Source organism: Bradyrhizobium sp. SYSU BS000235 (genome assembly GCF_049747295.1).
Taxonomy (GTDB): Bacteria; Pseudomonadota; Alphaproteobacteria; order Rhizobiales; family Xanthobacteraceae; genus Afipia.
This window is the reverse complement of record NZ_JBMHJM010000001.1, coordinates 3,536,154-3,558,398: the sequence shown is the minus strand read 5'-3', so window position 1 is coordinate 3,558,398 and position 22,245 is coordinate 3,536,154. Positions and strand designations below refer to the sequence as shown.

Annotated in this window: 21 protein-coding genes; 4 read left to right on the top strand and 17 right to left on the bottom strand. The window is 58.1% G+C overall.

Annotated elements, in window-relative coordinates; translation table 11 throughout:
• Positions 1-157: 157 nt before the first annotated feature.
• Entirely contained in the window at positions 158-709 is a 552-nt protein-coding gene (locus ACP0KA_RS16575; protein ID WP_424629833.1) for a hypothetical protein, read from the top strand.
• Between the two features lie 31 nt (positions 710-740).
• Here ACP0KA_RS16575 and ACP0KA_RS16570 read toward each other — a convergent pair whose 3' ends face one another.
• The 7 genes from ACP0KA_RS16570 to coxB all read right to left on the bottom strand — a co-directional run bounded on the left by ACP0KA_RS16570 (position 741) and on the right by coxB (position 6,537).
• Entirely contained in the window at positions 741-1,610 is an 870-nt protein-coding gene (locus tag ACP0KA_RS16570) for a hypothetical protein (RefSeq protein ID WP_424629832.1), read from the bottom strand.
• A 102-nt stretch (positions 1,611-1,712) separates the two neighbouring features.
• Positions 1,713-2,006 (bottom strand): GYD domain-containing protein, encoded by a 294-nt coding sequence (locus ACP0KA_RS16565; RefSeq protein ID WP_424629831.1) that lies wholly within the window; start codon positions 2,004-2,006, stop codon positions 1,713-1,715.
• A 45-nt stretch (positions 2,007-2,051) separates the two neighbouring features.
• Positions 2,052-2,414, bottom strand: coding sequence for a cytochrome C oxidase subunit IV family protein (locus ACP0KA_RS16560; protein ID WP_424629830.1), 363 nt, complete (start codon positions 2,412-2,414; stop codon positions 2,052-2,054).
• Between the two features lie 8 nt (positions 2,415-2,422).
• Positions 2,423-3,139 carry a heme-copper oxidase subunit III family protein gene (locus ACP0KA_RS16555; RefSeq protein WP_424629829.1) on the bottom strand — a complete coding sequence of 239 codons (717 nt, stop codon included), beginning with the start codon at positions 3,137-3,139 and terminating at the stop codon, positions 2,423-2,425.
• Between the two features lie 13 nt (positions 3,140-3,152).
• A complete protein-coding gene (locus tag ACP0KA_RS16550; RefSeq protein ID WP_424629828.1) occupies positions 3,153-3,854 on the bottom strand; it encodes a cytochrome c oxidase subunit 3 in 702 nt (233 codons plus the stop codon).
• The gene (gene ctaD, locus ACP0KA_RS16545) at positions 3,851-5,626 is read right to left on the bottom strand and encodes a cytochrome c oxidase subunit I (RefSeq protein ID WP_424629827.1); all 1,776 of its coding nucleotides are present in this window, start codon (positions 5,624-5,626) and stop codon (positions 3,851-3,853) included. Before ctaD ends, ACP0KA_RS16550 begins: the two co-directional genes overlap by 4 nt.
• 59 nt (positions 5,627-5,685) lie before the next feature.
• On the bottom strand, positions 5,686-6,537 hold the full coding sequence (coxB, locus tag ACP0KA_RS16540) for a cytochrome c oxidase subunit II (protein WP_424629826.1): 852 nt from the start codon (positions 6,535-6,537) through the stop codon (positions 5,686-5,688).
• A 464-nt stretch (positions 6,538-7,001) separates the two neighbouring features.
• On the opposite strand from coxB, the gene ACP0KA_RS16535 reads away from it, so the two are divergent.
• Both ACP0KA_RS16535 and ACP0KA_RS16530 read left to right on the top strand, forming a co-directional pair.
• Entirely contained in the window at positions 7,002-7,811 is an 810-nt protein-coding gene (locus tag ACP0KA_RS16535; RefSeq protein WP_424629825.1) for a DUF2189 domain-containing protein, read from the top strand.
• 518 nt (positions 7,812-8,329) lie between these two features.
• Complete coding sequence (locus tag ACP0KA_RS16530; RefSeq protein ID WP_424629824.1) at positions 8,330-9,076, top strand: LuxR C-terminal-related transcriptional regulator; 747 nt, start codon at positions 8,330-8,332, stop codon at positions 9,074-9,076.
• Positions 9,077-9,124: 48 nt separating this feature from the next.
• Here ACP0KA_RS16530 and ACP0KA_RS16525 read toward each other — a convergent pair whose 3' ends face one another.
• Entirely contained in the window at positions 9,125-10,135 is a 1,011-nt protein-coding gene (locus ACP0KA_RS16525; protein WP_424629823.1) for a M23 family metallopeptidase, read from the bottom strand.
• Between the two features lie 224 nt (positions 10,136-10,359).
• Here ACP0KA_RS16525 and ACP0KA_RS16520 point away from each other — a divergent pair, with 224 nt between their 5' ends.
• The gene (locus ACP0KA_RS16520; protein WP_424629822.1) at positions 10,360-11,664 is read left to right on the top strand and encodes an amidase; all 1,305 of its coding nucleotides are present in this window, start codon (positions 10,360-10,362) and stop codon (positions 11,662-11,664) included.
• An 18-nt stretch (positions 11,665-11,682) separates the two neighbouring features.
• On the opposite strand, the gene ACP0KA_RS16515 is transcribed toward ACP0KA_RS16520, so the two are convergent.
• From ACP0KA_RS16515 to ACP0KA_RS16475, 9 genes are all read right to left on the bottom strand, one after another.
• Positions 11,683-13,299, bottom strand: a complete 1,617-nt coding sequence (locus ACP0KA_RS16515) for a long-chain-fatty-acid--CoA ligase (protein ID WP_424631629.1) — start codon at positions 13,297-13,299, stop codon at positions 11,683-11,685.
• Between the two features lie 94 nt (positions 13,300-13,393).
• A complete protein-coding gene (locus ACP0KA_RS16510; protein WP_424629821.1) occupies positions 13,394-14,593 on the bottom strand; it encodes an ABC transporter substrate-binding protein in 1,200 nt (399 codons plus the stop codon).
• Between the two features lie 311 nt (positions 14,594-14,904).
• Positions 14,905-15,912: an NAD(P)H-dependent flavin oxidoreductase gene (locus tag ACP0KA_RS16505; RefSeq protein ID WP_424629820.1), complete on the bottom strand. Its 1,008-nt coding sequence runs from the start codon at positions 15,910-15,912 to the stop codon at positions 14,905-14,907.
• 40 nt (positions 15,913-15,952) lie between these two features.
• Positions 15,953-16,081: a hypothetical protein gene (locus ACP0KA_RS16500; protein WP_424629819.1), complete on the bottom strand. Its 129-nt coding sequence runs from the start codon at positions 16,079-16,081 to the stop codon at positions 15,953-15,955.
• Between the two features lie 118 nt (positions 16,082-16,199).
• The gene (locus ACP0KA_RS16495) at positions 16,200-17,384 is read right to left on the bottom strand and encodes an acetyl-CoA C-acyltransferase (protein WP_424629818.1); all 1,185 of its coding nucleotides are present in this window, start codon (positions 17,382-17,384) and stop codon (positions 16,200-16,202) included.
• 10 nt (positions 17,385-17,394) lie between these two features.
• Complete coding sequence (locus tag ACP0KA_RS16490) at positions 17,395-18,525, bottom strand: acyl-CoA dehydrogenase family protein (RefSeq protein ID WP_424629817.1); 1,131 nt, start codon at positions 18,523-18,525, stop codon at positions 17,395-17,397.
• A 20-nt stretch (positions 18,526-18,545) separates the two neighbouring features.
• Positions 18,546-19,727 (bottom strand): acyl-CoA dehydrogenase family protein, encoded by a 1,182-nt coding sequence (locus ACP0KA_RS16485; protein ID WP_424629816.1) that lies wholly within the window; start codon positions 19,725-19,727, stop codon positions 18,546-18,548.
• A 12-nt stretch (positions 19,728-19,739) separates the two neighbouring features.
• Positions 19,740-20,483 (bottom strand): SDR family oxidoreductase, encoded by a 744-nt coding sequence (locus ACP0KA_RS16480; RefSeq protein WP_424629815.1) that lies wholly within the window; start codon positions 20,481-20,483, stop codon positions 19,740-19,742.
• Between the two features lie 62 nt (positions 20,484-20,545).
• Positions 20,546-22,123 (bottom strand): class I adenylate-forming enzyme family protein, encoded by a 1,578-nt coding sequence (locus ACP0KA_RS16475; RefSeq protein ID WP_424629814.1) that lies wholly within the window; start codon positions 22,121-22,123, stop codon positions 20,546-20,548.
• Positions 22,124-22,245 lie beyond the last annotated feature (122 nt).

The following is a 22,245-nucleotide window of genomic DNA, read 5'->3' as shown; positions in this document are numbered from 1 at the left end:
GCCGTGAACAACCGATCATACATAAGACGGATAGTCCTGTATCCAGGTTTCAGAAAGTTCCCGCGTTCACGTTCTCTTTTCCGGGAACACCATCAGCTTGCTTGGAGTTGCGTCCACAGCAGGCCGCAATGGCACTTCTCTGATGGAGGACAATCAGATGAACGCAAAAGCTCTCATTTTTGCAGGCTGCGCAGTGCTGGCGCTAGACGGTGCCGCTCAGGCAGGTCCCTGCTCCGAACAGATCGGCAGCCTAACAAAGCTTTTTGCCTCGAAGGACGCTGGAACGGGCCCGACGTCAGGCGCCGGTTCAGCTCGAACCGCGACCGGTGAGGCTGGCCAGCATCCACCGACAACTGCGATGAGTGAACAAACGAAAGGCATTGCAACCTCGCCCGAAGATGTTCGCCGTCAGACAGCAGGACTGCCCCCCGCCGCTCAGCAACAGACGACAGGAACCGCAACGGAACATCCACCGACTGCGGCGATGGATCAGGCCACGCGAAGCCAGGCCGCGCCCCCCGGCGGTCAGCCGGCAACAGCGGCCATGAGCGCGGCGACCGAAAGCCAGATGCCGCCACGCGATACGTCGGCCGTCAATATGCCGGAAGCCAGCTTGGCACTTGACCGCGCGCGGGAATTCGACCGTCAAGGCAACGAAGCCGACTGCATGAATTCCGTTGGTGAGGCTAAGCGACTATCCGGCTCATGATGGCCGGAGGCAATCATTCCGGCGGTTTGGATCAGAAATTCACGCCGAAAATCAACCGTGCCTGATGCCGCTCGAAGTCGGCAAGGTTGAGGTGACCTGCCGCCTCCGTGGAGCTTCCAGACACCTGAAAGCTCCAGGCCGCAGTTAACCGTGAGCGCTCTGACAATTTCACGAACGCCGTCGGTCCGATGAACACGGCGTCTCCTGAAAAATCGCCGAGACCAATACCATCATACTGGCGAAGGTAGCGGGCCTCGCTACCGAGGAAAACCCCAGGGACCACCTGAACCATGAGAGCGGCGGCGGCTCCTATGGTCGATTCCCGTTGAATTGGAGCGCCGGGGATGGCGAGGCTTGTCCATTCCGGCTGATAAAGCAGATTAAAAGCCGCGACGACGCGATCCGGAATGAGCTCCCGATCAACCGCGAGCACGAACTCGGTGCCATAAGCTCGAACGCGCGCGGCGGTGTTTTCGTCGAGCCGATCTGCGTGAAGCTCGACGCCGAATGTAAGACCAAAGGGCGCGGTCTCTCGATCCAGAAAACGGTAACGGAATTCGGCCGATCCACCCTGGAAGTCAGACCGGCGGGTGTCGGAGAACCCTGAGACATTATTGATATTATAAGCGGCCAATGTCCCGCCCAACTCCACCCGGAAATTTTTCGCCGGCACGAACTCCAGTTCAAGCGCCTGCGAGATGCCCTGATATGTGCCACCGCTCTTGGAAAGTCTCGCTGTGGTCTTACTTTGAACTTCACGTTCGCCGGGATCGCCAACATCGGATCCTATCATGAATCCGAACATATGCTCGGTGTCGACCTCCGCGGCATATCCCACGGCGGGAAGCGATCCCGGAAGGCACAAGACAACGACTGAAAATATCCTTGCCCTGAAAGCCATGCATATTCCGACGATTGAAGGGCTCGGACGCCGATCAGCGAACGTATCCCCCTCACGTCAATCAAATCTGAGAATCTGCAGCTCTTCAAGGGCAAGCTACCGCTAGCCCAGGGAAGAAATGATTTCCCGATAGGCCGCTTCCGGGAAAGCTTTCAGGGTGCGCGTGCGAATATTTCCAAGCATGCCGAGCTGCAGGTTGAACCGCGCCGCAACGGCATCGTCCGGCGCTTCGTAGATGGCGACCATGTCGAAATCGCCCATGGTCATGAAGAAGAACTTGAACTCTCCATCCATGGCCTTGAGTGCCTTTTTCGCCGTGTCGAGGCGCTTTGTGGAATCTTTCACACTGCGCATTCCCTGATCGGTCCAATTTGCAAGCATCACATACGTGGTCATGACACTCCTCCATTTGGCATCAGGGTGAACTTTCGATTCGGGACACTAGTGCCCGCCTCCAAAAAATATCATCCGCGAAAGCAGCGTGTAATCGGATTCGAAGACCATCAGAACAGCAAACACCACCACAAAGACCGGTGGGACAAGGATCGCATAGGCCAGCGCCAGCCGCTCCCAGGCCATATGCATGAAGACGGCGATAATCAGGCCGGCCTTAAGGATCATGAACAGCAGGATGAGAAACCACCTGAGATGCCCTTGCACCTGAAAGTAATCGACGAGATAGGACGCCGTGCTGAGAACGAAGAGCCATCCCCACACCACGAGATAAAGCTTGATCGGGTGATGCTGTCCTTCAGCATGGGCTTTCGCGGGCGCCTGAACTGACGATAATGCGACTTCAGCCATGTTTCACCTCACCACAGATAAAAGAAGGCGAAGATAAAGACCCATACGAGATCGACGAAATGCCAGTACAGGCCGGTAATTTCCACGACCTCGTAGTTTCCCTTTCTGCTGGTAAAGAAGCCTCGGCGCTCATGGTCAAAGTCCCCGCGCCAGACTTTTCGCGCAATGATGAGCAGGAAGATCACACCGATCGTCACGTGTGTCCCGTGGAATCCCGTGATCATGAAAAACGCCGCGCCAAACTGCTCCGCGCCCCAAGGATTTCCCCATGGCCGCACGCCTTCCATGATCAGCTTTGTCCATTCGAAGGCCTGCATGCTGACGAATGTGGCGCCGAACGCCGCTGTCACCAGCATCAGGATTGCGGTCTTCACGCGATCCCGGCGATAACCAAAATTGACCGCCATTGCCATGGTTCCGCTGCTGCTGATCAGAACGAAGGTCATGATCGCAATTAGCAGGAGCGGGACATCATGACCGGCAATATTCAATGCAAAAACTTCGCTTGGATTCGGCCAAGGCACCGTCGTCGACATCCGGGCGGTCATATACGAGAGCAGGAAACAGCCAAATATAAAGGTGTCGCTGAGAAGGAAGATCCACATCATGGCCTTCCCCCAGGAAACATTCTTGAATGCGCGCTGGTCAGAGGACCAGTCGGCAATGATGCCGCGCAAACCGGGTTTTAATGTCGTTCTTGGACCAGCCAATACGGTGTCAGCCATTCGCTCCGCCTTCTTAAGTTAGTAGTTGACGGCAAATTGCGAGGAAGCCGGCAGTCCACCCGGTCAGCAGCCCAAGCAGCACCAGCCAGATCAACAGCAGGAAGTGCCAATAGATCGCGCACAGTTCGATGCTCAGGCACAATTGCGGTGTCGCTCCATCGCGCCAAGCCCTTGTCAGCGTTCTGCTCAAAACGAGAAGACCGCCGAGAATATGCAGCCCGTGAGTTGCCGTGATCAGGTAAAAGAATGCGTTGGCTGGATTGCTCGCGAGGAAATAGCCGGCTTTGACGAGCTCCCAGCACACAAGGGCCTGGCCGATCAGGAAGACGATCGCCGTAATGTCCGCAGCGATCAAGCCAAGCAGCGTGCTATCGTCAAATCCCCGTCGCGCCGATACCAGCGCCCAATGCAGCGCGATGCTGCTCAGGATCAGCACCCCGGTGTTGAACCACAACAGCTTCGGGACCGGCAGCGGCCGCCAGTCGATCAGGTCCATGCGCATGCCATAGGCACTGATCAGCAGCGCGAACAGCGAACCAACAACGGCGAGAAACACGCCAAGTCCGATCTTGGCTGCCGGCAGCGGGGCGGACCTGTCAGGAAGATCGCCGATCACGCCTTCTTCCAGCCACGGCTTCGACGCGAGGCGCTGCTGCGAGAGCCACCATCCGGCGATCAGCGCCACCCCGGCCATGAACAGGACAACTGCACTCATGGTGAATGCCCTGCTGCGGCTGATGCCAATGGCGGCTGGTTCTGCGGGATGAAGTCACGCGCTGCACCCGGGACGCTGTAGTCGTAAGCCCATCGATAGACGACCGGAAGCTCCTTGCCCCAATTGCCATGGGACGGCGGCGTTTCGGGTGTCTGCCACTCCAGCGTGGTCGCATTCCAGGGATTGCCGCCCGCCTCTTTTCCTTTGGAGAGACTCCAGATCAGATTAAACACAAAAACGAGCTGCGCCGCGCCGACGATGAGTGCGGCGACGCTCATGAACATATTCAAATCATGGGCAGAAGCCGGGATAAAGGCCGTGTCTCCGATATCATGATAGCGGCGCGGCATTCCCAGAAGACCGAGGTAGTGCATGGGGAAAAAGACGGCGTAAGCGCCGAGAAATGTGACCCAGAAGTGGAATTTCCCGAGCGCCTCATTCAGCATCCGCCCGGTGACTTTCGGATACCAATGATAGATGGCACCGAACACGACCATGATCGGCGCAACGCCCATCACCATATGGAAATGAGCCACAACAAACATCGTATCCGACAAAGGAACGTCAACGACGACATTCCCGAGGAACAGTCCCGTCAATCCACCGTTCACGAAGGTCACGATGAATCCGAGCGCGAACAGCATCGGCACCGTGAGATGGATATCGCCGCGCCACAGCGTCAGAACCCAGTTATAGACCTTGATCGCCGTCGGGACCGCGATGATCAGGGTCGTGGTGGCAAAGAAGAATCCAAAGCGCGGATTCATGCCGCTCACATACATGTGGTGCGCCCAGACCACGAAGCTCATGGCGCCGATTCCCACGATCGCCCACACCATCATACGATAGCCGAAGATGTTCTTCCGCGCGTGCGTGCTGATGAGATCCGACACGATGCCGAACGCCGGCAATGCAACGATGTAAACTTCGGGGTGTCCGAAGAACCAGAAGAGATGCTGAAACAGGATCGGGCTGCCGCCGCCGTATTTCAGGTGCTGACCCATTTCCACCAGCGAGGGCATGAAGAAGCTGGTGCCGAGAAGGCGATCGAGCAGCATCATGACGGAAGCGACAAACAAAGCGGGGAAAGCCAGCAGCGCCATCACCGTCGCGGTGAAGATGCCCCACACGGTCAGGGGCATCCGCATCAAGGTCATCCCACGCGTCCGGCCCTGCAGCACCGTCACCACGTAGTTCAGGCCACCCATGGTGAAGCCGATGATGAACAGGATCAGGGACACCAGCATCAAAATGATCCCGACTTCTTGCCCCGGACTTCCGGACAGGATCGCCTGAGGCGGATAGAGCGTCCAGCCCGCACCTGTCGGACCACCGGGTACAAAAAAGGTCGACAGCAGGACCAGAACGGCGAGCAGGTAGATCCAGTAGCTCAGCATGTTGGCGTACGGGAAGACCATGTCCCGCGCCCCCACCATCAGCGGAATGAGGTAATTTCCAAAGCCGCCCAGGAACAGCGCCGTCAGCAGGTAGATCACCATGATCATGCCGTGCATGGTGATGAACTGAAGATACTGGCTTGGATCAATGAAGGAGAACGTGCCCGGGAATCCCAGTTGCAGGCGCATCAGCCATGACAGCACCAGCGCGACCATGCCGATCGACATCGCCGTGACCGAATATTGAACCGCGATGACTTTGGCGTCTTGCGAGAAGACGTATTTGGTCCACCAGCTTCGCGGATGATAAAGTTCGAGATCGCCGACTTCAGCAGGCGGTACACCAATGATTGTTCCAGACGGGACGTCGACCATCGAGCATCTCCTGGTCTATCCTCTGCACGGCACTCAACGAGGTATTTCCACCTCAAAGTTCATGGCCGGGGCGCCGACACCTCGCCGTCCGATGTGGACGTCGATCTCATCGCAGTTCGTTTGCTCGCGAGTTCGGCGAACGTTTGCTTCGTTTCCAGCCACGCATGGTAATCTCGCTCTTCCTGCACAATGACCTTGCTGCGCATCTGGGCATGGGCGATGCCGCATAGCTCCGCGCACAGGACTTCGAAGGAACCGGTGCGTGTCGGGGTAAACCAGAAATAGGTGACGGACCCCGGCACCATATCCATCTTGGAGCGGAATTCGGGCACGTAGAAATCGTGCAGCACGTCGATCGATCGGAGCAGCACTTTCACCGGCTTGCCGATCGGCAGATGCAGATCATCATTTTCGAGGATCACGTCGTCCTGGCCATTTGGGTCCTGCGGATTCAATCCAAGCGGATTATCCGGGCTGATGAATCTGGCATCGACCGTTCCCAGGCGACCATCCTTGCCGGGCAAGCGATAGCTCCAGCGCCACTGCTGCCCCATCACTTCAACCTCTGTCGCATTTGCCGGCACAGTGACGAACTGATGCCAGACGATCAGCCCCGGAGCCAGCATGGCTGCGACACCCACCGCGGTCCCGACGGTGAGCCACCACTCCAGCTTTCTGTTCTCTGGTTCGTAAGCGGCCCGCTGCCCTTCCTTGTGGCGGAATCGAAACACGCAGTACGCCATGAATGCAACGATGGCGACGAAGACGACGCCTGTGATCCAGAACGTGATAATGATTGTGTTGTCAATGTAATGCCAGTTCGAGGCAATGGGCGTCCACCACCACGGGCTCATGAAATGGAAGAGCACCGATGCCACTGCAACCAGAAGCAATATAAATGCGACAGCCATCCCTTGTTCGTCCTTGCCTCGAAGGCGACGGACGCGATTTAAAGGGCAGAGCTTCTACAATGTAGCGTTGGCCTGCTTCGTGTTTGCCAGCGCTGTGTCCTTTGCCCCGCCCAATTCATCGGCCGCGACATTAAAAAAGGTATGACACAGTCACTTCGACCGCGGGTCTTATCTGACCAACGGCCATCTTGCCATTTCAAGATGATCCCGACTGACGAAATCGTCAATAGAGGAAGGTGGTTGCCCACCGCGGGTGTGCCGATGCGGCGCACAATGATCCTGTGCAGATGCACAATTTGTCCGGTCGCTTCTCAATCGCAACAGAGTTAAAGTCCGCCGCGAGCCGATATCGGCTTCATGTTACTTGCCTACGGAAGTCTTGTCGCGTTGACCCCGCGGGCGCGATCAGAGTGACTGCCGGTTCGGCGTATCCAGCTCTTTGCAATCGCAAGGAAGGCTGTGCCATGGCAACACCCTATTCCAGTAAGGCAACACGGATCCGGTCCTACGTACCGCCCATCGCCAAGCCGCCGCAGATTCGAAGCATCACTTTGTCTGACGTGCACGAGGCGCTGCGTCTCGGGTGGCAGGATTTCAACGCAATCCCAAGCCACGCCATCATCCTATGCGTCATCTACCCTGTTGTCGGGCTGATCCTGGTGAGGATGGTCCTTGGCTATTCGGTGCTACCGCTTCTCTTCCCACTCTCGGCCGGGTTCGCACTCATCGGCCCCTTTGCTGCACTCGGTCTCTATGAACTGAGTCGCATCCGTGAGCGTGGCGAAGATGTCACGGCGTGGCATGTCCTTCGTGTTTTCGGCGCTCCGGCCTTCAGCGCCATGCTGGGACTTGGGACAATCTTGCTCGGACTGTTCGTCATCTGGGTCACAGTTGCGAACGAACTCTACATTGCCACATTTGGAGATGAGCCCGCGGGAAATATCCCTGACTTCATCTCTCGCATCCTCACGACACACGCCGGCTATGTCCTGATTATCGTCGGATGCGGCATCGGATTTCTTTTTGCCATGGCCGCGCTCTGCATCAGCGTGGTGTCATTTCCGTTCATACTCGATCGTCATGGGTCTGCACGTCAGGCCATGCGGGTGTCGTTAAAGGCCGTCGTGACGAATCCTGTCCCTATGACGGTCTGGGGTCTCATCGTCGCAATTCTCCTGGTGATCGGCTCGTTGCCTTTTTTTGTTGGGCTCGCGGTTGTTGTGCCGGTCCTTGGTCACGCGACCTGGCACCTCTATCGCAAGGTAGTCGCCTGATCTTTTCAGACACTTGCTTACAGCCGCTTCTCAGACACCACTCGAACACGTTGCCTTACTTTGTCAGCATTAAGCCGCCAGAGCCCGTGTCGCTCCATCAAAGCACAACCGTAAATATACTTAACGACGGGACGTTCATCAGGCGCACGAAGGAACTTAATCGCTCTTCAATTGTGGCGACCGCTGTTTGACGTTCAAGAAAAAGACATTGTCGCCTTGGGCAACTTTCAGCTAATCTCACTACCTCTATTGATTTACATCATTCCAAATTATTTCGCAGGGAGCAGGAAGACACTTCAAGAGCATTTCAGAAAATCATTCACCAGGGGCGTTCCATGAGTATCACAGGCCACTCGAATTCCTTTCGCGGCAAGCGACGGACTCCTGACAACGTGACTGAGACATTTTCTCAAAACGTGCTCACCCGATCCGCTCATTCCGCAGACGGCACACATCGGTTTTCCGCGAAGCAATCGTCGTTGAAGCAATCGTTGCCGGCAAAAATTCAGCATCACTTGATGCAGCCTCGCGACGCTGAAACGAATGCTCAACACGCGAACATCGCGATTCCGGAAATATCAAGGGTTCAAGACTCGAGCCGCACCAACGGACACTCACATCTGTCCCAGACGATCAAGCGGCCCGCAATCGTTGTGATTCATCCACGCGCATTTTTCCGCGATTGTTTTGTTCGCTGTCTCGAGATCTCGTACAAGACCCACGAGGTTTTCGCGTTCGAGACTATTTCAACCTGGCAAGAGGCCGGCGATCAGGATGCCGTTGAGCCCGCGATCATTGTTTTTTTCGCGGAAAGCAATAATCCATCCTGCAGCATCGATCTTCAGTCTCTTGAAGCAGTCGCTGCCGGCATCCCTGTTGTGATCATGTCGGACAGTGATGACGTGAACTATGTCACCCGTGCACTTAAAGGCGGTGCGCGCGGTTACATCCCGACGAGTCTGCCATTTAACGTGGCCGTGGAGGCTGTGCGGCTGGTGGAGGCAGGCGGCACATTCGTACCCGTCACAAGTCTGGACCTCAATCGCGACAAGCTTGGAGCGACGACGACCAGGGCGAATGATCTTCTGACTCAACGTCAACTGATGGTTGTCGAAGCGCTTTGCCAGGGAATGGCGAATAAACAGATCGCGTACGAGCTCAGCATGAGCGAGCATACAGTGAAGGTCCACCTGCGCCACATCATGCGGAAGCTGAATGCCAGAAACAGAACGGAAGTCGCAGTCCTCACCAAGGACTTCTTCTAGCGATATTGTTTCTAAGCTATCGGCGACGCGTCTTCACGGCGGAAGCCTTCACGGAAGGGTATGAACGATGTCCTTTTCGAGGACAACGTGCCCATCGCGCTCAACGGTATACTTCGCGCGATAAACTCCTGCATCCCACCCGTTTGGTAGCCGCTTTCGTCCGGCAAACAGCATCACTTGCGCTTTATTCGTTGCCAGCGCTGCAGCACGGTTTTCCGCGACGACTTGTCCGGAAGGACTGTGCAATACCAACTTCTGAATGTCGCCCGTCTTCAGGCCAATGGCCCGGACAAACACCACCAATGCAGGCGCATCACGAGAGAACAGGTCCTTTTCCGCCTCACCGTTTTCGATCATGTCCATCGTCACGGCACCGGTCGAGAAGCCGGCATTCAGGACTTCGCGCTCCCGATAGGTCAGCTGACCCTGAAGTGACGCGTCCCAAAGCGATTTACCGCCGCTGCATGAATTCTCCGGAGCGCCATATGCGAACGGATCGACGATCTTGCTCTCGTGGCGGACCGTCAAATGAAGGTGTGGGTATTCGGTCAATCCCGAGAGACCGATCTGGCCAAGCGGCTGACCGACACTGACATCGTCTCCCGGCTTGACGCGAATACTCCCCTTGGCCATGTGACAATATTGTGTCTCCCAACGACCGGGATGTTCGATGACCACGCCGTTACCGCATTCCATGTCCTTCACGGCGTCGCGCCCGGACTTAAGGAAGACCCCTTCCGGAACGCCATCCCGGACACGCGCAACCCGGCCGGCAGCCGCGGCAATCACATCAACCCCTGCGCGCCGCGCCTTCATCGTTGGCAATCGGAAATCAGTGCCATTGTGGGCGTCGTAACTCAGCGTGCCGCACCGGTAATCTTTTGCGGAAGGCGCGGGATCGATATCGACATAATTCTGAATGTAGCAGGTGCGCCCGATGTCACAGGCAACCGGCATCTTTAATTGAATGGTTTCCTCGGCAGCTCCGAGGCGTGGGTTCAACACAACGCCGAAAAAGATCAGAGAGGCTGTGTACAGCCACGGATTACGCCACATCATGACAGGATAAAGGATCCATTCTCTCAAGCTCTGATACGCACCCTATCCGAATTCTCCTGACTTCGTGTGACCTTTGTTGCGACAAGAGATTCCGCCCGAGGATACCTGAGTGTTGCACCGCCCCGAACGGGCTCGCATGGATGAAAAAGAAATCCAAACGGCTTCGGGGTTGGCCCGAGGCAATTTGTGTTTCAGTATGACGTTCCGCAAAGGATGCATCAGACATGAATACTGCCCAGACCCGCCGGGGCCTTCTCGACACCGTCACCATGGTTCAAGCCGGCTCGGTACAGCCCCAGGATTTAATTAACGAAAGTCACGCGCGTGCTGCAGCGCTGGAGCCGAACCTTCAGGCCTTCAGCTATCTTCCGGCTCAGCCGCCAATAGCCACCGCGGGATATGGTCCCCTCGCGGGCATTGCGGTGGCCGCAAAGGATCTCGTTGATACGGCTGACATGCCGACAGCCTATGGCTCGCCGATCTATGCCGACCATCAGCCGAGCGACGACGCCTGGATCGTCGCTCGCCTCAAGGATCTTTCCGCGACCATCCTTGGCAAAACGGTAACGACCGAATTTGCCTGGCGCCATCCCGGTCCGACGCGCAATCCATGGAATCGCAACCACACGCCGGGTGGATCATCGTCCGGTTCGGCCGCATCTATGGCGAGCGGATCGGTCCAACTCGCGCTTGGCACCCAGACGCTCGGGTCGATTCTTCGACCGGCGGCGTTCTGCGGAATCGTTGGCCTGAAACCGAGCTTCGGCACCATCAGCCTGAAAGGCGTACGTGCTCTTTCGCAATCGCTCGATCATCTGGGCGTCTTCGCACGCCGCGTCGACGATGTCGCCTATGCCTTGTCGCTACTGATGGGCGGTCCTGGTGCCGCACGCCACGCGCCGTTTCAAGTTGCTTCTGATGGTCTTACGCCCTTCCCTGCGCCGCGCATCGCGTGGCTGAAACCTGCCGCGTCGCCAGCCCTGGAGGAGAGCCAAAGCGCTCTGCTCGCGGGCGCAGCGAAGCGCTTCACCGAAGCGGGCGCGATCGTGGAATCGTTTGTGCTGCCGACTGAGTTCGATGCGCTGCCGGAGATCGCCGCAACGCTTTACGGTGCAGAAGGCGCAGCGAACTTCAGCGATCTCGTCGCAAGATTTCCGGATAAAACGAGCGATCGTCTGAAAGCGCTTGTTGAAAGCGGCCTCGCCATATCGGCAACGGACTACATCGCAGCACGCAGTGCTCAGCTTGCGCTTCGCGCGGCCTTTACCGACGCCATCGCGGGATTTGACGCTGTTCTCACCACGGCAGCCACCGGTGAAGCACCGGAAGGACTCTCTCAGACCGGCGATCCTGGCTTGTGCGTGCCATGGACAACGCTGGGTGTGCCGGCGATTGCCCTGCCCGCCGGCATTGGTCCGCGCGGATTGCCCTTGGGCATTCAGCTCATCGCTCCATTCGGCGAAAACCTGAAACTGCTCAGGGTCGCCAAATGGTGTGAAGCTGCGCTGGCCTTCAAGGCGTCGATATAGCGTTGCCTTTGGGCCGTGTCAGGCGATTCGCTTTGCCGAATAATGATCGGCAAAGCGGCGCCGTAGCTCCATCTTTTGGACCTTCCCGGTCGCGCCGTAGGTGAGAGCTTCGACGAAGACGACGTCGTCCGGCATCCACCACTTGGCAATCTTCCCGTCGAGAAAGGACAAAATTGCTGACGGATTCGCCGGGGCACCTGCGGACGGCACGACGATCAGCAAGGGCCGCTCTTCCCATTTGGGATGCGGAATACCGATAACGGCCGCCTCAGCCACGCCAGGACATCCCATGGCGATGTTTTCGACGTCCACCGAACTGATCCACTCGCCGCCGGATTTGATGACGTCCTTCGCACGATCGGTCAGTTGCAGGTAATTGTCCTGATCGAAAACCGCGAGATCGCCGGTATCGAACCACCCATCGTTCAGCAATGGCTTGTCATCGCGGTAATACGCGGAAATCACCCAAGGTCCGCGCACCATGAAGCGGCCGCTGCTTTTCCCATCGCGCGGCAACTCCGCACCAGTCTCATCAACGATTTTGAGGTCCATTCCGTAAGTCGGCTGTCCCTGCATCGTCTTGCGCTGGAGCTGTTCCTCTGGGGTGAGATGGACAAACCTGCGCGGCGGCTGCGGCGACGTCCCGCCGGGACTCGTCTCCGTCATTCCCCAGACGTGATTGACCGAAACGCCCAACCGTTCAAATCCCTCGATCATGCTTGGCGCGGGCGCAGACCCTGCCACGATGATGCGTTTCAATGAACCGGCGCCGCGCCCTCGCTCTTCGAGGTACTGCAACAGCTTGCCGTAGAGAACTGGCACACCGGCCGCTATCGTGACGCCCTCCCCGTCAATCAGCGCCGTGACGCTTGCTGGATCGAGCATCGGTCCGGGCAATACGAGCTTGGCGCCGACCATTGGCGCCACATAGGTCAGCCCCCAGGCACCATTGGCGTGAAACATCGGCGTCATCGGCAGAATCGTGTCCTGCGCCGAAAACCCGACCGAGTGCGCGGTGCTGAAGGAAAGGCTGTAAAGGATGTCCGAGCGGTGCGAATACAGCACCCCCTTGGGATTTCCTGTCGTCCCGGACGTGTAGAACAGCGACGAAGCCGATAATTCGTCGAACTCCGGCCAGACGAAATTCTCGTCTCCGCTCTCGATGAAATCCTCATAGCACTGCAGGTTCGGCAGCCCGCTGGATGGCATCGCCGCCTTGTCCACCATCAAGACGAACAAGCCGACGGTCTTGAGATCCGCTGCCAGCTTCTCGACCAGCGGAAGAAACGAACTTTCAAGGAACAACACCCGGTCTTCGGCGTGGTTGGCGATGTAGGCGATCTGCGCCGGAATTAATCGTGGATTGATCGCATGCCAAACGGCGCCCATGCCGGTGACAGCATGCTCAATCTCGAAGTGCCGAAAGTTATTCCATGCCAGCGTCGCCACGCGATCGCTCTGCGTGATACCCCGTCGGGCCAGCGCATCGGCGAGCTTACGGGCGCGCCGCGCCGCATCGCTGTAGGTGTGGCGATGGATGGGTCCTTCCACCGTACGCGATACGATCTCGGTCGCAGAATGGAAACGATCGGCGTGTGCTAACAACGACGAGAGCAATAATGGCTGATTTTGCATCAGACCTTTCACGGGACTCTCCTTACTTCGGACGATCCGTTAGACGCTTGGCTCCGGCCGGCTTGCGCCAGCCGGAAATCCGACGATCGGAACGTCAGTCCGATGAACCGTCGAGCACGTCGCCGAATTGCTCCCAGCTCTCCCCAGTCCAGCGCTGAAGCTGCAACTGCGTCCAGAGCTGATTGACCTTGTCGCTGGTATTGATCTTGATGCCGGGCATGGACGTCGGGAGGGTCACATTCTTCAGGTTCTTGGCCTGCTTGATGATGTTCTCACGCGACAGATCACTGCCGCACTGCTTGAGAATTTGCTCAAGCACCAGGCCCTGCTGATATCCCGTGAGATAGTTGGTATCGCCAATGTCACCACCGGGAATGTACTTCTCGAAAAAGGCCCGATAGCCCTTCATCCCCGGATCATCATTCCAGCGCGAATCCGTCGGATCCTTCACAATTGAGCCGACGATGACGCCGACCGATTTGTCGAAGCCAGCAGGCTTGAGTGTCGACGACACCGAACTTGAGGGGAAGTTAACGATCAAGGTGGGTTTCCAGCCGATCTCCGCCGCCTTGCGGATCGCCTGGGCCGAAAACTTCGGCGTGCCCGCCACAAGAAGCGCTTCCGCGCCCGAGCTCTTGAGATTAACGACCTGCGAATCAACCGTTGGATCGGTGATCTCATAAGCCGCTGCCGTCACCTTCTTGTCGAAGTCATCCTTGAAATACGATTTGAACGCCTTGACGTAATCCTTACCCAGATCATCGTTCTGGTAGAGGATTGCGTACTTCGCGTTCGGCAGGACCTTCTTGAGGTACTTGGCGTAAATCTTTCCTTCGACGTCGTAGCTGACCAGGCCAGTGGTCAACGCAGGATAGTTGGCAACCTCGGTGAACTTGGCCGAGCCGGTGATCACCGCGAGGTCGGGAATGCCGCGGCTCATCAAGAGTTTCGCAGTGGCAGATACGCCAGGCGTGCCAAGTTGGCCAAACATGAATGCGACTTCGTCGCTCTCGATCAACTTGCGCACGTGCTCCACCGATTTCGGCGGGCTATAGGCGTCGTCATACGCGATATAATTGATCTTGCGGCCGTTCACTCCGCCGCGATCGTTGAGAGCTTGAACGTAGGCAAGCAGACCCTTGCCGACCACGCCGATCGACGAGGCCGGTCCGCTGAACGGAAACACGCCGCCGATCTTGATTTCCGTTGCGGTGACACCGGGCGCATCCGCACCGAATGCTGTCGTCGAGAGCGCGAACACAAGTGCCGACGCCAGCTGCAGCTTTTTGAACATTGTTTCCTCCTCTGCCGCGTTTCCATCCATATCGCTCCCAATCGGCCATCTGCTGTTGCAGCGGTGTCAGCCCAGCGGTTGATTCGCTGTTGCGCTGAGACAGGAGCTTGTTTCGTTGCGGGAGATTTAAAGTTCTTTTTTTGAACTGGTCAAGCGAAACGCGGAAGGAACCGGTCGAAGATGAGAACTATTTTGTTTTGTCGCGCTTCAAGGGCATAGGAAAATCGCTTCCAAAATACAAAAGGGCCGCCAACCGGCGACCCTGATTATTAAATTCCTTTTCTGAACCCATTGTTCAATTAAGGATCTGATCAGGCCACCTTGCGGGCAGCCTCATCTCGTGACGCGCCGAGGAAGCCGACAAGCCGTTCCTGAATCAGCTGTTCCGCCTCCAACATGATGCGATCGATCAACTCCTTCACCGTCGGAATATCGCGGATCAGGCCGACCACCATGCCGCAGCTCCAAGCGCCGGCATCCATCTCGCCGTTCACCATCACCTTCGGATAGACGCCCGCGACCTGCTCCATGATGTCGGAGATCTGGATCTTCCCGCCCTTCTCGCGCTCGATCTCGATCAGCTTCTCAACGCCCTTGTTATTCAGAACGCGTTCGGTGTTCCGGAGGCCGCGCATCACCAGCCGCGTGTCGAGTTCGGTTGCCGCGACGATGGCGTTCTTGACGTTGTCATGCACCGGGGCTTCCTTGGTCGCGACGAACCGCGTGCCCATGTTCATGCCTTGCGCACCCATCGCGAGCGCAGCCACGAGACTGCGGGCGTCAGCCATGCCGCCGGATGCAACAAACGGGATCTTCAACTCCTCGGCGGCGCGCGGCAGCAGGATCATGTTCGGCATGTCGTCCTCGCCGGGATGACCACCGCATTCAAACCCGTCGACGCTGACAGCATCGCAGCCGATCGCCTCGGCCTTCAGCGAATGCCGGACCGAGGTGCATTTGTGGATGACCTTGATATCGGCAGCCTTGAGCGCCGGCATGTACTGCTCGGGACTGCGCCCGGCCGTTTCGACAATCCGAACACCGCCTTCTTTGATCGCGGCGATGTACTCCGGATATGGAGGTGAAGTGAATGTCGGCAGGAAGGTTAGGTTCACGCCGAACGGCTTGTCCGTCATGTCGTTACAACGGGCGATCTCCTTGGCGAGGAGTTCCGGCGTCTTCTGCGTGAGCCCCGTGATGACCCCGAGCCCGCCGGCATTTGAGACTGCCGAAGCGAGCTCCGCGAATCCAACATAGTGCATGCCGCCCTGAATGATGGGATGTTCGATGCCGAACAATTCTGTGATGGCTGTTTTCACATGACCTCCGAAATTTAACGTCCAGCGTTGGCTCGGTGATTTACGCTTGCATTCCCGCTGGATCATCCAGGAGCAGGCGATCGTATCCGTGATCAATTTCGAGCAACTGGACCAGAACACCAGCCAGCCACTGCCAAGGCGACACCTGGCGGACTTGCTGGCGTGACATCCTTGGCCCCCAACTTTCGACCACGATCATTCCGTAAACATAGTCCGGTACACACACCTGTTTTCTCCCTTTGCAACATCGATCTCATGTCGATTTTGAACGGTCGGGCGTGCAGCGCTCAGTTGACGATTTCGAACAGTCCTGCTGCTCCCATGCCGCCACCGATGCACATCGTCACAACGCCATATTTCGCTTTCCGGCGCCCCCCTTCGATCAGGAGGTGTCCAGCGAGACGTGCGCCCGTCATGCCGTAAGGATGTCCCATGGAGATCGACCCACCGTTGACGTTCAGCTTGTCAGGATCGATGCCGAGCTTGTCGCGGCAGTAGATCACCTGCACCGCGTAGGCTTCGTTCAGTTCCCAGAGGTCGATGTCATCGATCTTGAGGCCGTGACGCTTCAGCAGCCGTGGAATGGCGGCGACAGGGCCGACACCCATTTCATCGGGCTCCACGCCGGCGGCAACAAAGCCGCGGAAGATGCCGAGCGGCTTCAGGCCTTTCTTTGCGGCAACTTTGTCGCTCATGATGACGCAGGCGGATGCGCCGTCCGACAACTGGCTGGCATTACCGGCGCTGATCGTCTTGCCTTCGAACACCGGCTTGATGCTGGCGAGCCCTTCCGCCGTGGTCTCTGGACGAGGGCCTTCGTCTTTCGTCAGCGTGACGTCCTTGAAGGAAACCTGCTTGGTCTCCTTGTCCATCACGGCCATCTTGGTGCTGAAGGGAACGATCTCGTCATTGAAGCGGCCGCCTTGAAGCGCCGCCGCCGTGCGGCGTTGACATTCCAGGCTGTATTCATCCTGCCGGTCGCGCGAAATCTTGTAACGCGCCGCAACCACTTCGGCAGTTTCCAGCATCGACATGTACATGTCGGGCTTCATCGCCATCAGGTCGTCATCGACAGCATGAAACTTGTTCATGTGCTCGTTCTGAACGAGGCTGATCGACTCGACGCCGCCGGCGACGGCGACATCCACGCCATCGAGCATCACCGAGCGTGCGGCAACAGCGATCGATTGCAGTCCGGACGCGCATTGGCGATCGATCGTTGTGCCGGCGACCGTGACAGGAAGTCCGGCCCGGATCGCGCCCTTGCGCGCGACGTTCATGACCATGGTGCCCTGTTGCATGGCGCAACCCATCACCACGTCTTCGACTTCACCCGGCTCGATCTTCGCCCGTTTCACCGCTTCCGCGATGACGTGGCCAGCCATGGTCGGCCCCTCGGTGGTGTTCAGAGCGCCACGATAGGCCTTGCCGATTCCGGTACGTGCTGTCGATACGATCACTGCCTCGTTCATGTTGGTCTCCTTAGCTCGCCCGCGCATATCGCATGAGGTGATAGGTCGGGTCGCCGAACTGGATGTTGATGGAGGAAATTCGTTTGAAGTAATGGCCGACATTCAGCTCATCGCTCATACCCATGCCGCCATGAAGCTGGATCGCCTGTTCGCCGACAAACTTTGCAGCATTGCCGATTTTCGATTTGGCGCCCGAGGCCAATTTCGAACCGTTCGGCTCGTTAGCAGCCAGCGTCAGGTTGAGGTGCTGCATCAGGGATGTCGCTTCTTCGAGCGCGATGAACATGTCGACCATGCGGTGCTGCAGCACCTGGAACGTCCCGAGCGGAACGCCGAACTGCTTGCGGGTCTTGGTGTATTCGAGGGTCGCCGCGTTCAGCTCGGTCATGGCGCCGGTGGCCTCGGCGCATAGCGCTGCAATGGCGCGATCCCGGCAAGCCTCAAGCGCGGCAAGGCCCTTGCCCCTCTCGCCCAGCAACGCACTCGCGAGGACATGAACATCCTTGAGCAGAATTTCCGCCGCGCGGCGTCCATCGATGGTCTGGAAACTTTGCAGGTGAACCCCTGCCGATTGGCGGTCCACAACGAACAGGCTGATGCCTTCACGATCCCGCTGATGGCCTGACGTCCGCGCCGAGACGATCAGCTTGTCGGCCCACGGGGCGCCGATCACGGCCGCTTTGGCGCCGTTCAGTACATAACCGCCCTCTGCATTTTTCGCGGTAGTTCCGACGTTGTTAAGGTCGTAGCGCGAATGTCCTTCGGTCCACGCAAGTGCCCAGATCGATTCGCCGGCCATGATCGGCGGCAGGTAGTCTTCTCGCTGGGCTTCTGATCCGGCGTCTTCGATCAGACCACCGGCAAGCACCACGGTTTCAAGAAAGGGCTCGACCACGAGGTTGCGGCCGAACTCCTGCATCACAATCATGGTCGCGACAGCACCACCACCGAGACCGCCAACAGCCTCCGAGAATGGCGCAGCGAGCAGCCCCATTTCGGCGAAGCTATTCCAATGGGTGCGACTCCAGCCCTCTTCCGAGGCGACAATCTTGCGCCGGGCTTCGAAGTCGTATTGATCACGCAGCAATCGCTGGAGGCTGCTTCGCAGGAGTTCCTGCTCTTCCGTCAATTGAATATCCACGGGATGCCTCGTGAGGTCGGTTAAAGGCCGAGCACGGCTTTTGCGATGATGTTGCGTTGGATCTCGTTCGATCCGCCGTAAATGCTGAGCTTGCGCGAGTTGAAGTATTTCTCCGAAGCGGTGTGCCCATAATCCGGACCCGGCACGAAGACGTTCGCGCTGGTGGGATGCTCGCGAAGCGCAAGACCATAGTTTCCCATCGCTCGATGTGTCAGCTCGGTGATGCGCTGGAAGATTTCCGTGCCACGGATCTTGAACAGCGACGCGGCCGGGCCTGGATCGATGCCGCGCGACATCTGCGCCACCACGCGAAGCTCGGTGGCCTCGAGCGCGAGAACATCCAGCTCGACGCGTGCGATGTCCGCAATGAACTCGTTGTACACCGGATCGTCTTCGGCGACTTCCGCTTTGACGATGTCCTTCAGCTTGTTCAAGTAACGCGTGGAGCGGCCAATGCTCGCCATGCTGGTCCGTTCGTTGCCCAGCAGAAACTTGGCATAGGTCCAGCCCTTGTTTTCCTCGCCGATCAGATTTTCGGCCGGCACCCGCACGTTCTCGAGAAACACATCGTTGATTTCGTGCGAACCGTCGATGGTGATGATGGGCCGCACGGTGACGCCCGGCGACTTCATATCGATCAGCAGGAATGAGATTCCCGACTGAGGCTTGGCCGTCGGATCGGTCCGGACCAGGCAGAAAATCCAGTCGGCGTGCTGGGCCAGTGTAGTCCATGTCTTGTGCCCGTTGACGATGTAGTGGTCACCGTCGCGCACCGCCTTGGTTCGAACGGAGGCGAGATCCGACCCCGATCCCGGCTCGGAATAGCCCTGACACCACCAATCCTCGCCTGACAAAATCCGCGGCAAAAAGGTCTTCTTCTGCGCATCATTGCCAAACGTATAAATGACGGGGCCAACCATCGTCACGCTGAAGGCCAGCGGCGGCAGCGTGCCGGCGCGCGTCGTTTCCTGCTCGAAGATGAAGCGTTGGGTGATCGACCAACCGGGCCCGCCATATTCCTTCGGCCAAAGCGGCGCGATCCATCCCTTCTTGTAGAGGATCTTGTGCCAGAGCAGTGACTGCTCCTTGGTCAGGTCCGTCTCGTTATTGGGGACCCGCATCTCCTGCGGATAGTTCTCCGTGATGAAGGCGCGAACCTCATCGCGGAATGCCGCATCTTCCTTCGACAGACTCAGCTCCATCGACCGCTCCTGTTACCACTTCTCGCCGAACGGACGGATTTCTGTCTCAAACATCCAGGCATCGCGCGGCTGCTGGTAGAGCTGCCAATAGGTTTCCGCCACCGCTGCAGGACGCATCAAGCGATTGGGATCGAGATTCTCGATCGCCTCCTTCCCCTCACGCTGTGCGATCAGCTGGCGCACCCATTCGGTATCGACACTCGAGTCGATAATGAGATGCGCGACGTGGATGTTCTTCGGTCCGAGCTCACGCGCGATCGACTGGGCGACAGCGCGCAGTCCGAATTTGGCGCTGGCGAAGGCGGCGAAGCCGGGTCCGCCGCGCAGACTGGCGGTAGCTCCCGTGAAGAAGATATTCCCGCGGCCTCGCGGCAACATCAGGCGAGCCGCCTCGCGCCCGGCCAGGAAGCCCGAGTAACACGCCATCTCCCAGACCTTGCGGAACACCCGCTCCGTCGTGTCGAGAATGGGAAAATTGACGTTGGCGCCGATGTTAAAGACGCACAGGTCCAGCGGCGCGTGCTTGTCGGCATCGCCCAGGAAGGAGACGATTTCCTCTTCCTTGCGCGCATCGAGCGCACGCCCGAACACCGTGCCGCCGGCATCTTCAATCTCCTTAACGAGCGGCGCGAGCTTTTCGCCCTGGCGCCGGCCAACGAAAACATCAAACCCCTCGGATGCAAACTTCTTGGCAATTTCGCCGCCAATGAAGTCCCCGGCGCCGATCACCGCCACCGTCGCGTTTCTCTTTTTCATTGGTCCTCTCCGAGCAAAGGGTTGATCGCGTCGTTAAAAAAATGAGCCAAGGGAAGGGAACGTCAGACGCCGTTCACCGACTCCGCGAGCTTGTGTTTGAGAATTTTTCCCGTAGATGTCGCCGGCAGCGCATCCAGCACGATGATCTGCGATGGTCGCTTGTAGGACGTGAGCTGTCCGCCTGCGTAAGTCATCAACTCCGACGGCGTGACGGACGCCCCTTTCAGCAACTGCACAAAGGCCACGACTTCCTCGTTGCTGCCGGCCGAGCGACCAACAACGGCGGACTGAACTACCGCCTGATGAGAATTGAGCACCGCCTCGACTTCCGCCGGATAGACATTGAAGCCCGAGCGGATGATCATTTCCTTGGTTCGGCCGGCAATGAACAGACAATCGCCCTCGAATCGCGCGAGGTCGCCGGTGTTGAACCAGCCGTCACTATCGATCGCTTTTGCCGTCAGATCCGGCGCGCGGTAGTAGCCCCGCATCACGTTGCGGCCCCGCACATGGAGCTCGCCCACCGTCCCTTCAGTAACGATAGCGCCGTCGCGACCAACGATCCGCGCCTCGATGCCCGGTAACAGCCGGCCGACCGCCTGATCGCTGCGAGGGGCATCAAAGCGCACGCCGGAGATTCCTGGCGCGCATTCGGTGATGCCGTAGCCGTTCAGAAGCGACAACCCAAGTTCCTCCTCGACCCGCGCTTTCAGACTGAGGTCGAGCGGCGCTCCTGCAACGGCGATCAGGCGCAGCTTGCCCTTATCCAGCTTGGAAAGACGAGCCGTCGCCTTGTACTCCAGCAATCTCTGATAGGTGGCCGGCACGCCGTTGAGGACGGTGATCCCCTCCTCCGCCATGGCTCTGGCTAGATTTTCCGGGTCGTAGCGGCTGACCAGCTGAACCGTGCCACCAGACATCAAGGTCATCAGAAGAAGCGAGATGCCGACGATGTGTGAGATCGGCAGAACGACATAAACTTTGTCGTTGTGATCCAGCCGACGGAATCGCGCCGTGGTCTTGGCGCTGAAGAGCAGATTCTCATGGGTCAACATCACGCCCTTCGGCGTGCCGGTTGTGCCCGACGTGTAGATCAACACCGCCACCTGTTTGGCGGAACTCTCTTCCGGCGGCTCGACGCTTGCCGATTCATTCAGTGGGCTGACAGCAATCTCCATGAGAGGGCCCACCTCGTGGATGGTCGCGTTGACCCGCGATCCATGAGCGGCCGCTTCCTTGGACACTCCGGCCGTAAAAAACATCCGGCGTGCACCGCTATGATCGCGAATCTGGTCGAGTTCGCGCGGAGATAGTCTCGGATTGACGACAATGGCCCAGGCACCAATCCGACTTGCAGCCAGCAAGAGTGCCGCCATCGCGATGGAGTTCTCGCTGACGATCATCAACCGGTCGCCGGGGCGAACGCCGAGCGATTCAAGGGACGAGGCAACCTGCGGCAAATACTCGGAAAGCTGACGGTAAGACCACGTCACGCCGTCTTCGATCAACGCCGGATGGTCGGGCGTCTCCGCCGCGCCACGATCCACAACCTGATGAAGACGCTGCGGAATGCCTTGAAGAATTTCAGCGACTTCGGTCGCATCCACCGGCTGCGCCACACTTCCCTCCGTCAAATTCATCCGCCGCTTCCATGGCGGCTGGTTCGGTGACGAGTTAACGTTCTTTTTTAGAACTCGTCAATCACATTCATCAACGGGAAGATCATGCGCTCGCGTGATGCGTTCTTCGCAGGTGCAAATAC

Excerpts from the sequence above, each read along its gene's own strand:
- ACP0KA_RS16570 (WP_424629832.1), bottom strand. The coding sequence starts at position 1,610 with ATGGCTTTCAGGGCAAGGATATTTTCAGTCGTTGTCTTGTGCCTTCCG.
- ACP0KA_RS16535 (WP_424629825.1), top strand. The coding sequence starts at position 7,002 with ATGGCAACACCCTATTCCAGTAAGGCAACACGGATCCGGTCCTACGTA.
- ACP0KA_RS16550 (WP_424629828.1), bottom strand. The coding sequence starts at position 3,854 with ATGAGTGCAGTTGTCCTGTTCATGGCCGGGGTGGCGCTGATCGCCGGA.
- ACP0KA_RS16495 (WP_424629818.1), bottom strand. The coding sequence starts at position 17,384 with ATGAACGAGGCAGTGATCGTATCGACAGCACGTACCGGAATCGGCAAG.
- ACP0KA_RS16500 (WP_424629819.1), bottom strand. The coding sequence starts at position 16,081 with ATGTCACGCCAGCAAGTCCGCCAGGTGTCGCCTTGGCAGTGGCTGGCT.
- ACP0KA_RS16510 (WP_424629821.1), bottom strand. The coding sequence starts at position 14,593 with ATGTTCAAAAAGCTGCAGCTGGCGTCGGCACTTGTGTTCGCGCTCTCG.
- ACP0KA_RS16560 (WP_424629830.1), bottom strand. The coding sequence starts at position 2,414 with ATGGCTGAAGTCGCATTATCGTCAGTTCAGGCGCCCGCGAAAGCCCAT.
- ACP0KA_RS16485 (WP_424629816.1), bottom strand. The coding sequence starts at position 19,727 with ATGGAGCTGAGTCTGTCGAAGGAAGATGCGGCATTCCGCGATGAGGTT.
- coxB (WP_424629826.1), bottom strand. The coding sequence starts at position 6,537 with ATGGCTGTCGCATTTATATTGCTTCTGGTTGCAGTGGCATCGGTGCTC.
- ACP0KA_RS16555 (WP_424629829.1), bottom strand. The coding sequence starts at position 3,139 with ATGGCTGACACCGTATTGGCTGGTCCAAGAACGACATTAAAACCCGGT.
- ACP0KA_RS16515 (WP_424631629.1), bottom strand. The coding sequence starts at position 13,299 with ATGCAAAATCAGCCATTATTGCTCTCGTCGTTGTTAGCACACGCCGAT.
- ACP0KA_RS16520 (WP_424629822.1), top strand. The coding sequence starts at position 10,360 with ATGAATACTGCCCAGACCCGCCGGGGCCTTCTCGACACCGTCACCATG.
- ACP0KA_RS16575 (WP_424629833.1), top strand. The coding sequence starts at position 158 with ATGAACGCAAAAGCTCTCATTTTTGCAGGCTGCGCAGTGCTGGCGCTA.
- ACP0KA_RS16525 (WP_424629823.1), bottom strand. The coding sequence starts at position 10,135 with ATGATGTGGCGTAATCCGTGGCTGTACACAGCCTCTCTGATCTTTTTC.
- ACP0KA_RS16530 (WP_424629824.1), top strand. The coding sequence starts at position 8,330 with ATGCAGCCTCGCGACGCTGAAACGAATGCTCAACACGCGAACATCGCG.
- ACP0KA_RS16475 (WP_424629814.1), bottom strand. The coding sequence starts at position 22,123 with ATGAATTTGACGGAGGGAAGTGTGGCGCAGCCGGTGGATGCGACCGAA.
- ACP0KA_RS16565 (WP_424629831.1), bottom strand. The coding sequence starts at position 2,006 with ATGACCACGTATGTGATGCTTGCAAATTGGACCGATCAGGGAATGCGC.
- ctaD (WP_424629827.1), bottom strand. The coding sequence starts at position 5,626 with ATGGTCGACGTCCCGTCTGGAACAATCATTGGTGTACCGCCTGCTGAA.
- ACP0KA_RS16480 (WP_424629815.1), bottom strand. The coding sequence starts at position 20,483 with ATGAAAAAGAGAAACGCGACGGTGGCGGTGATCGGCGCCGGGGACTTC.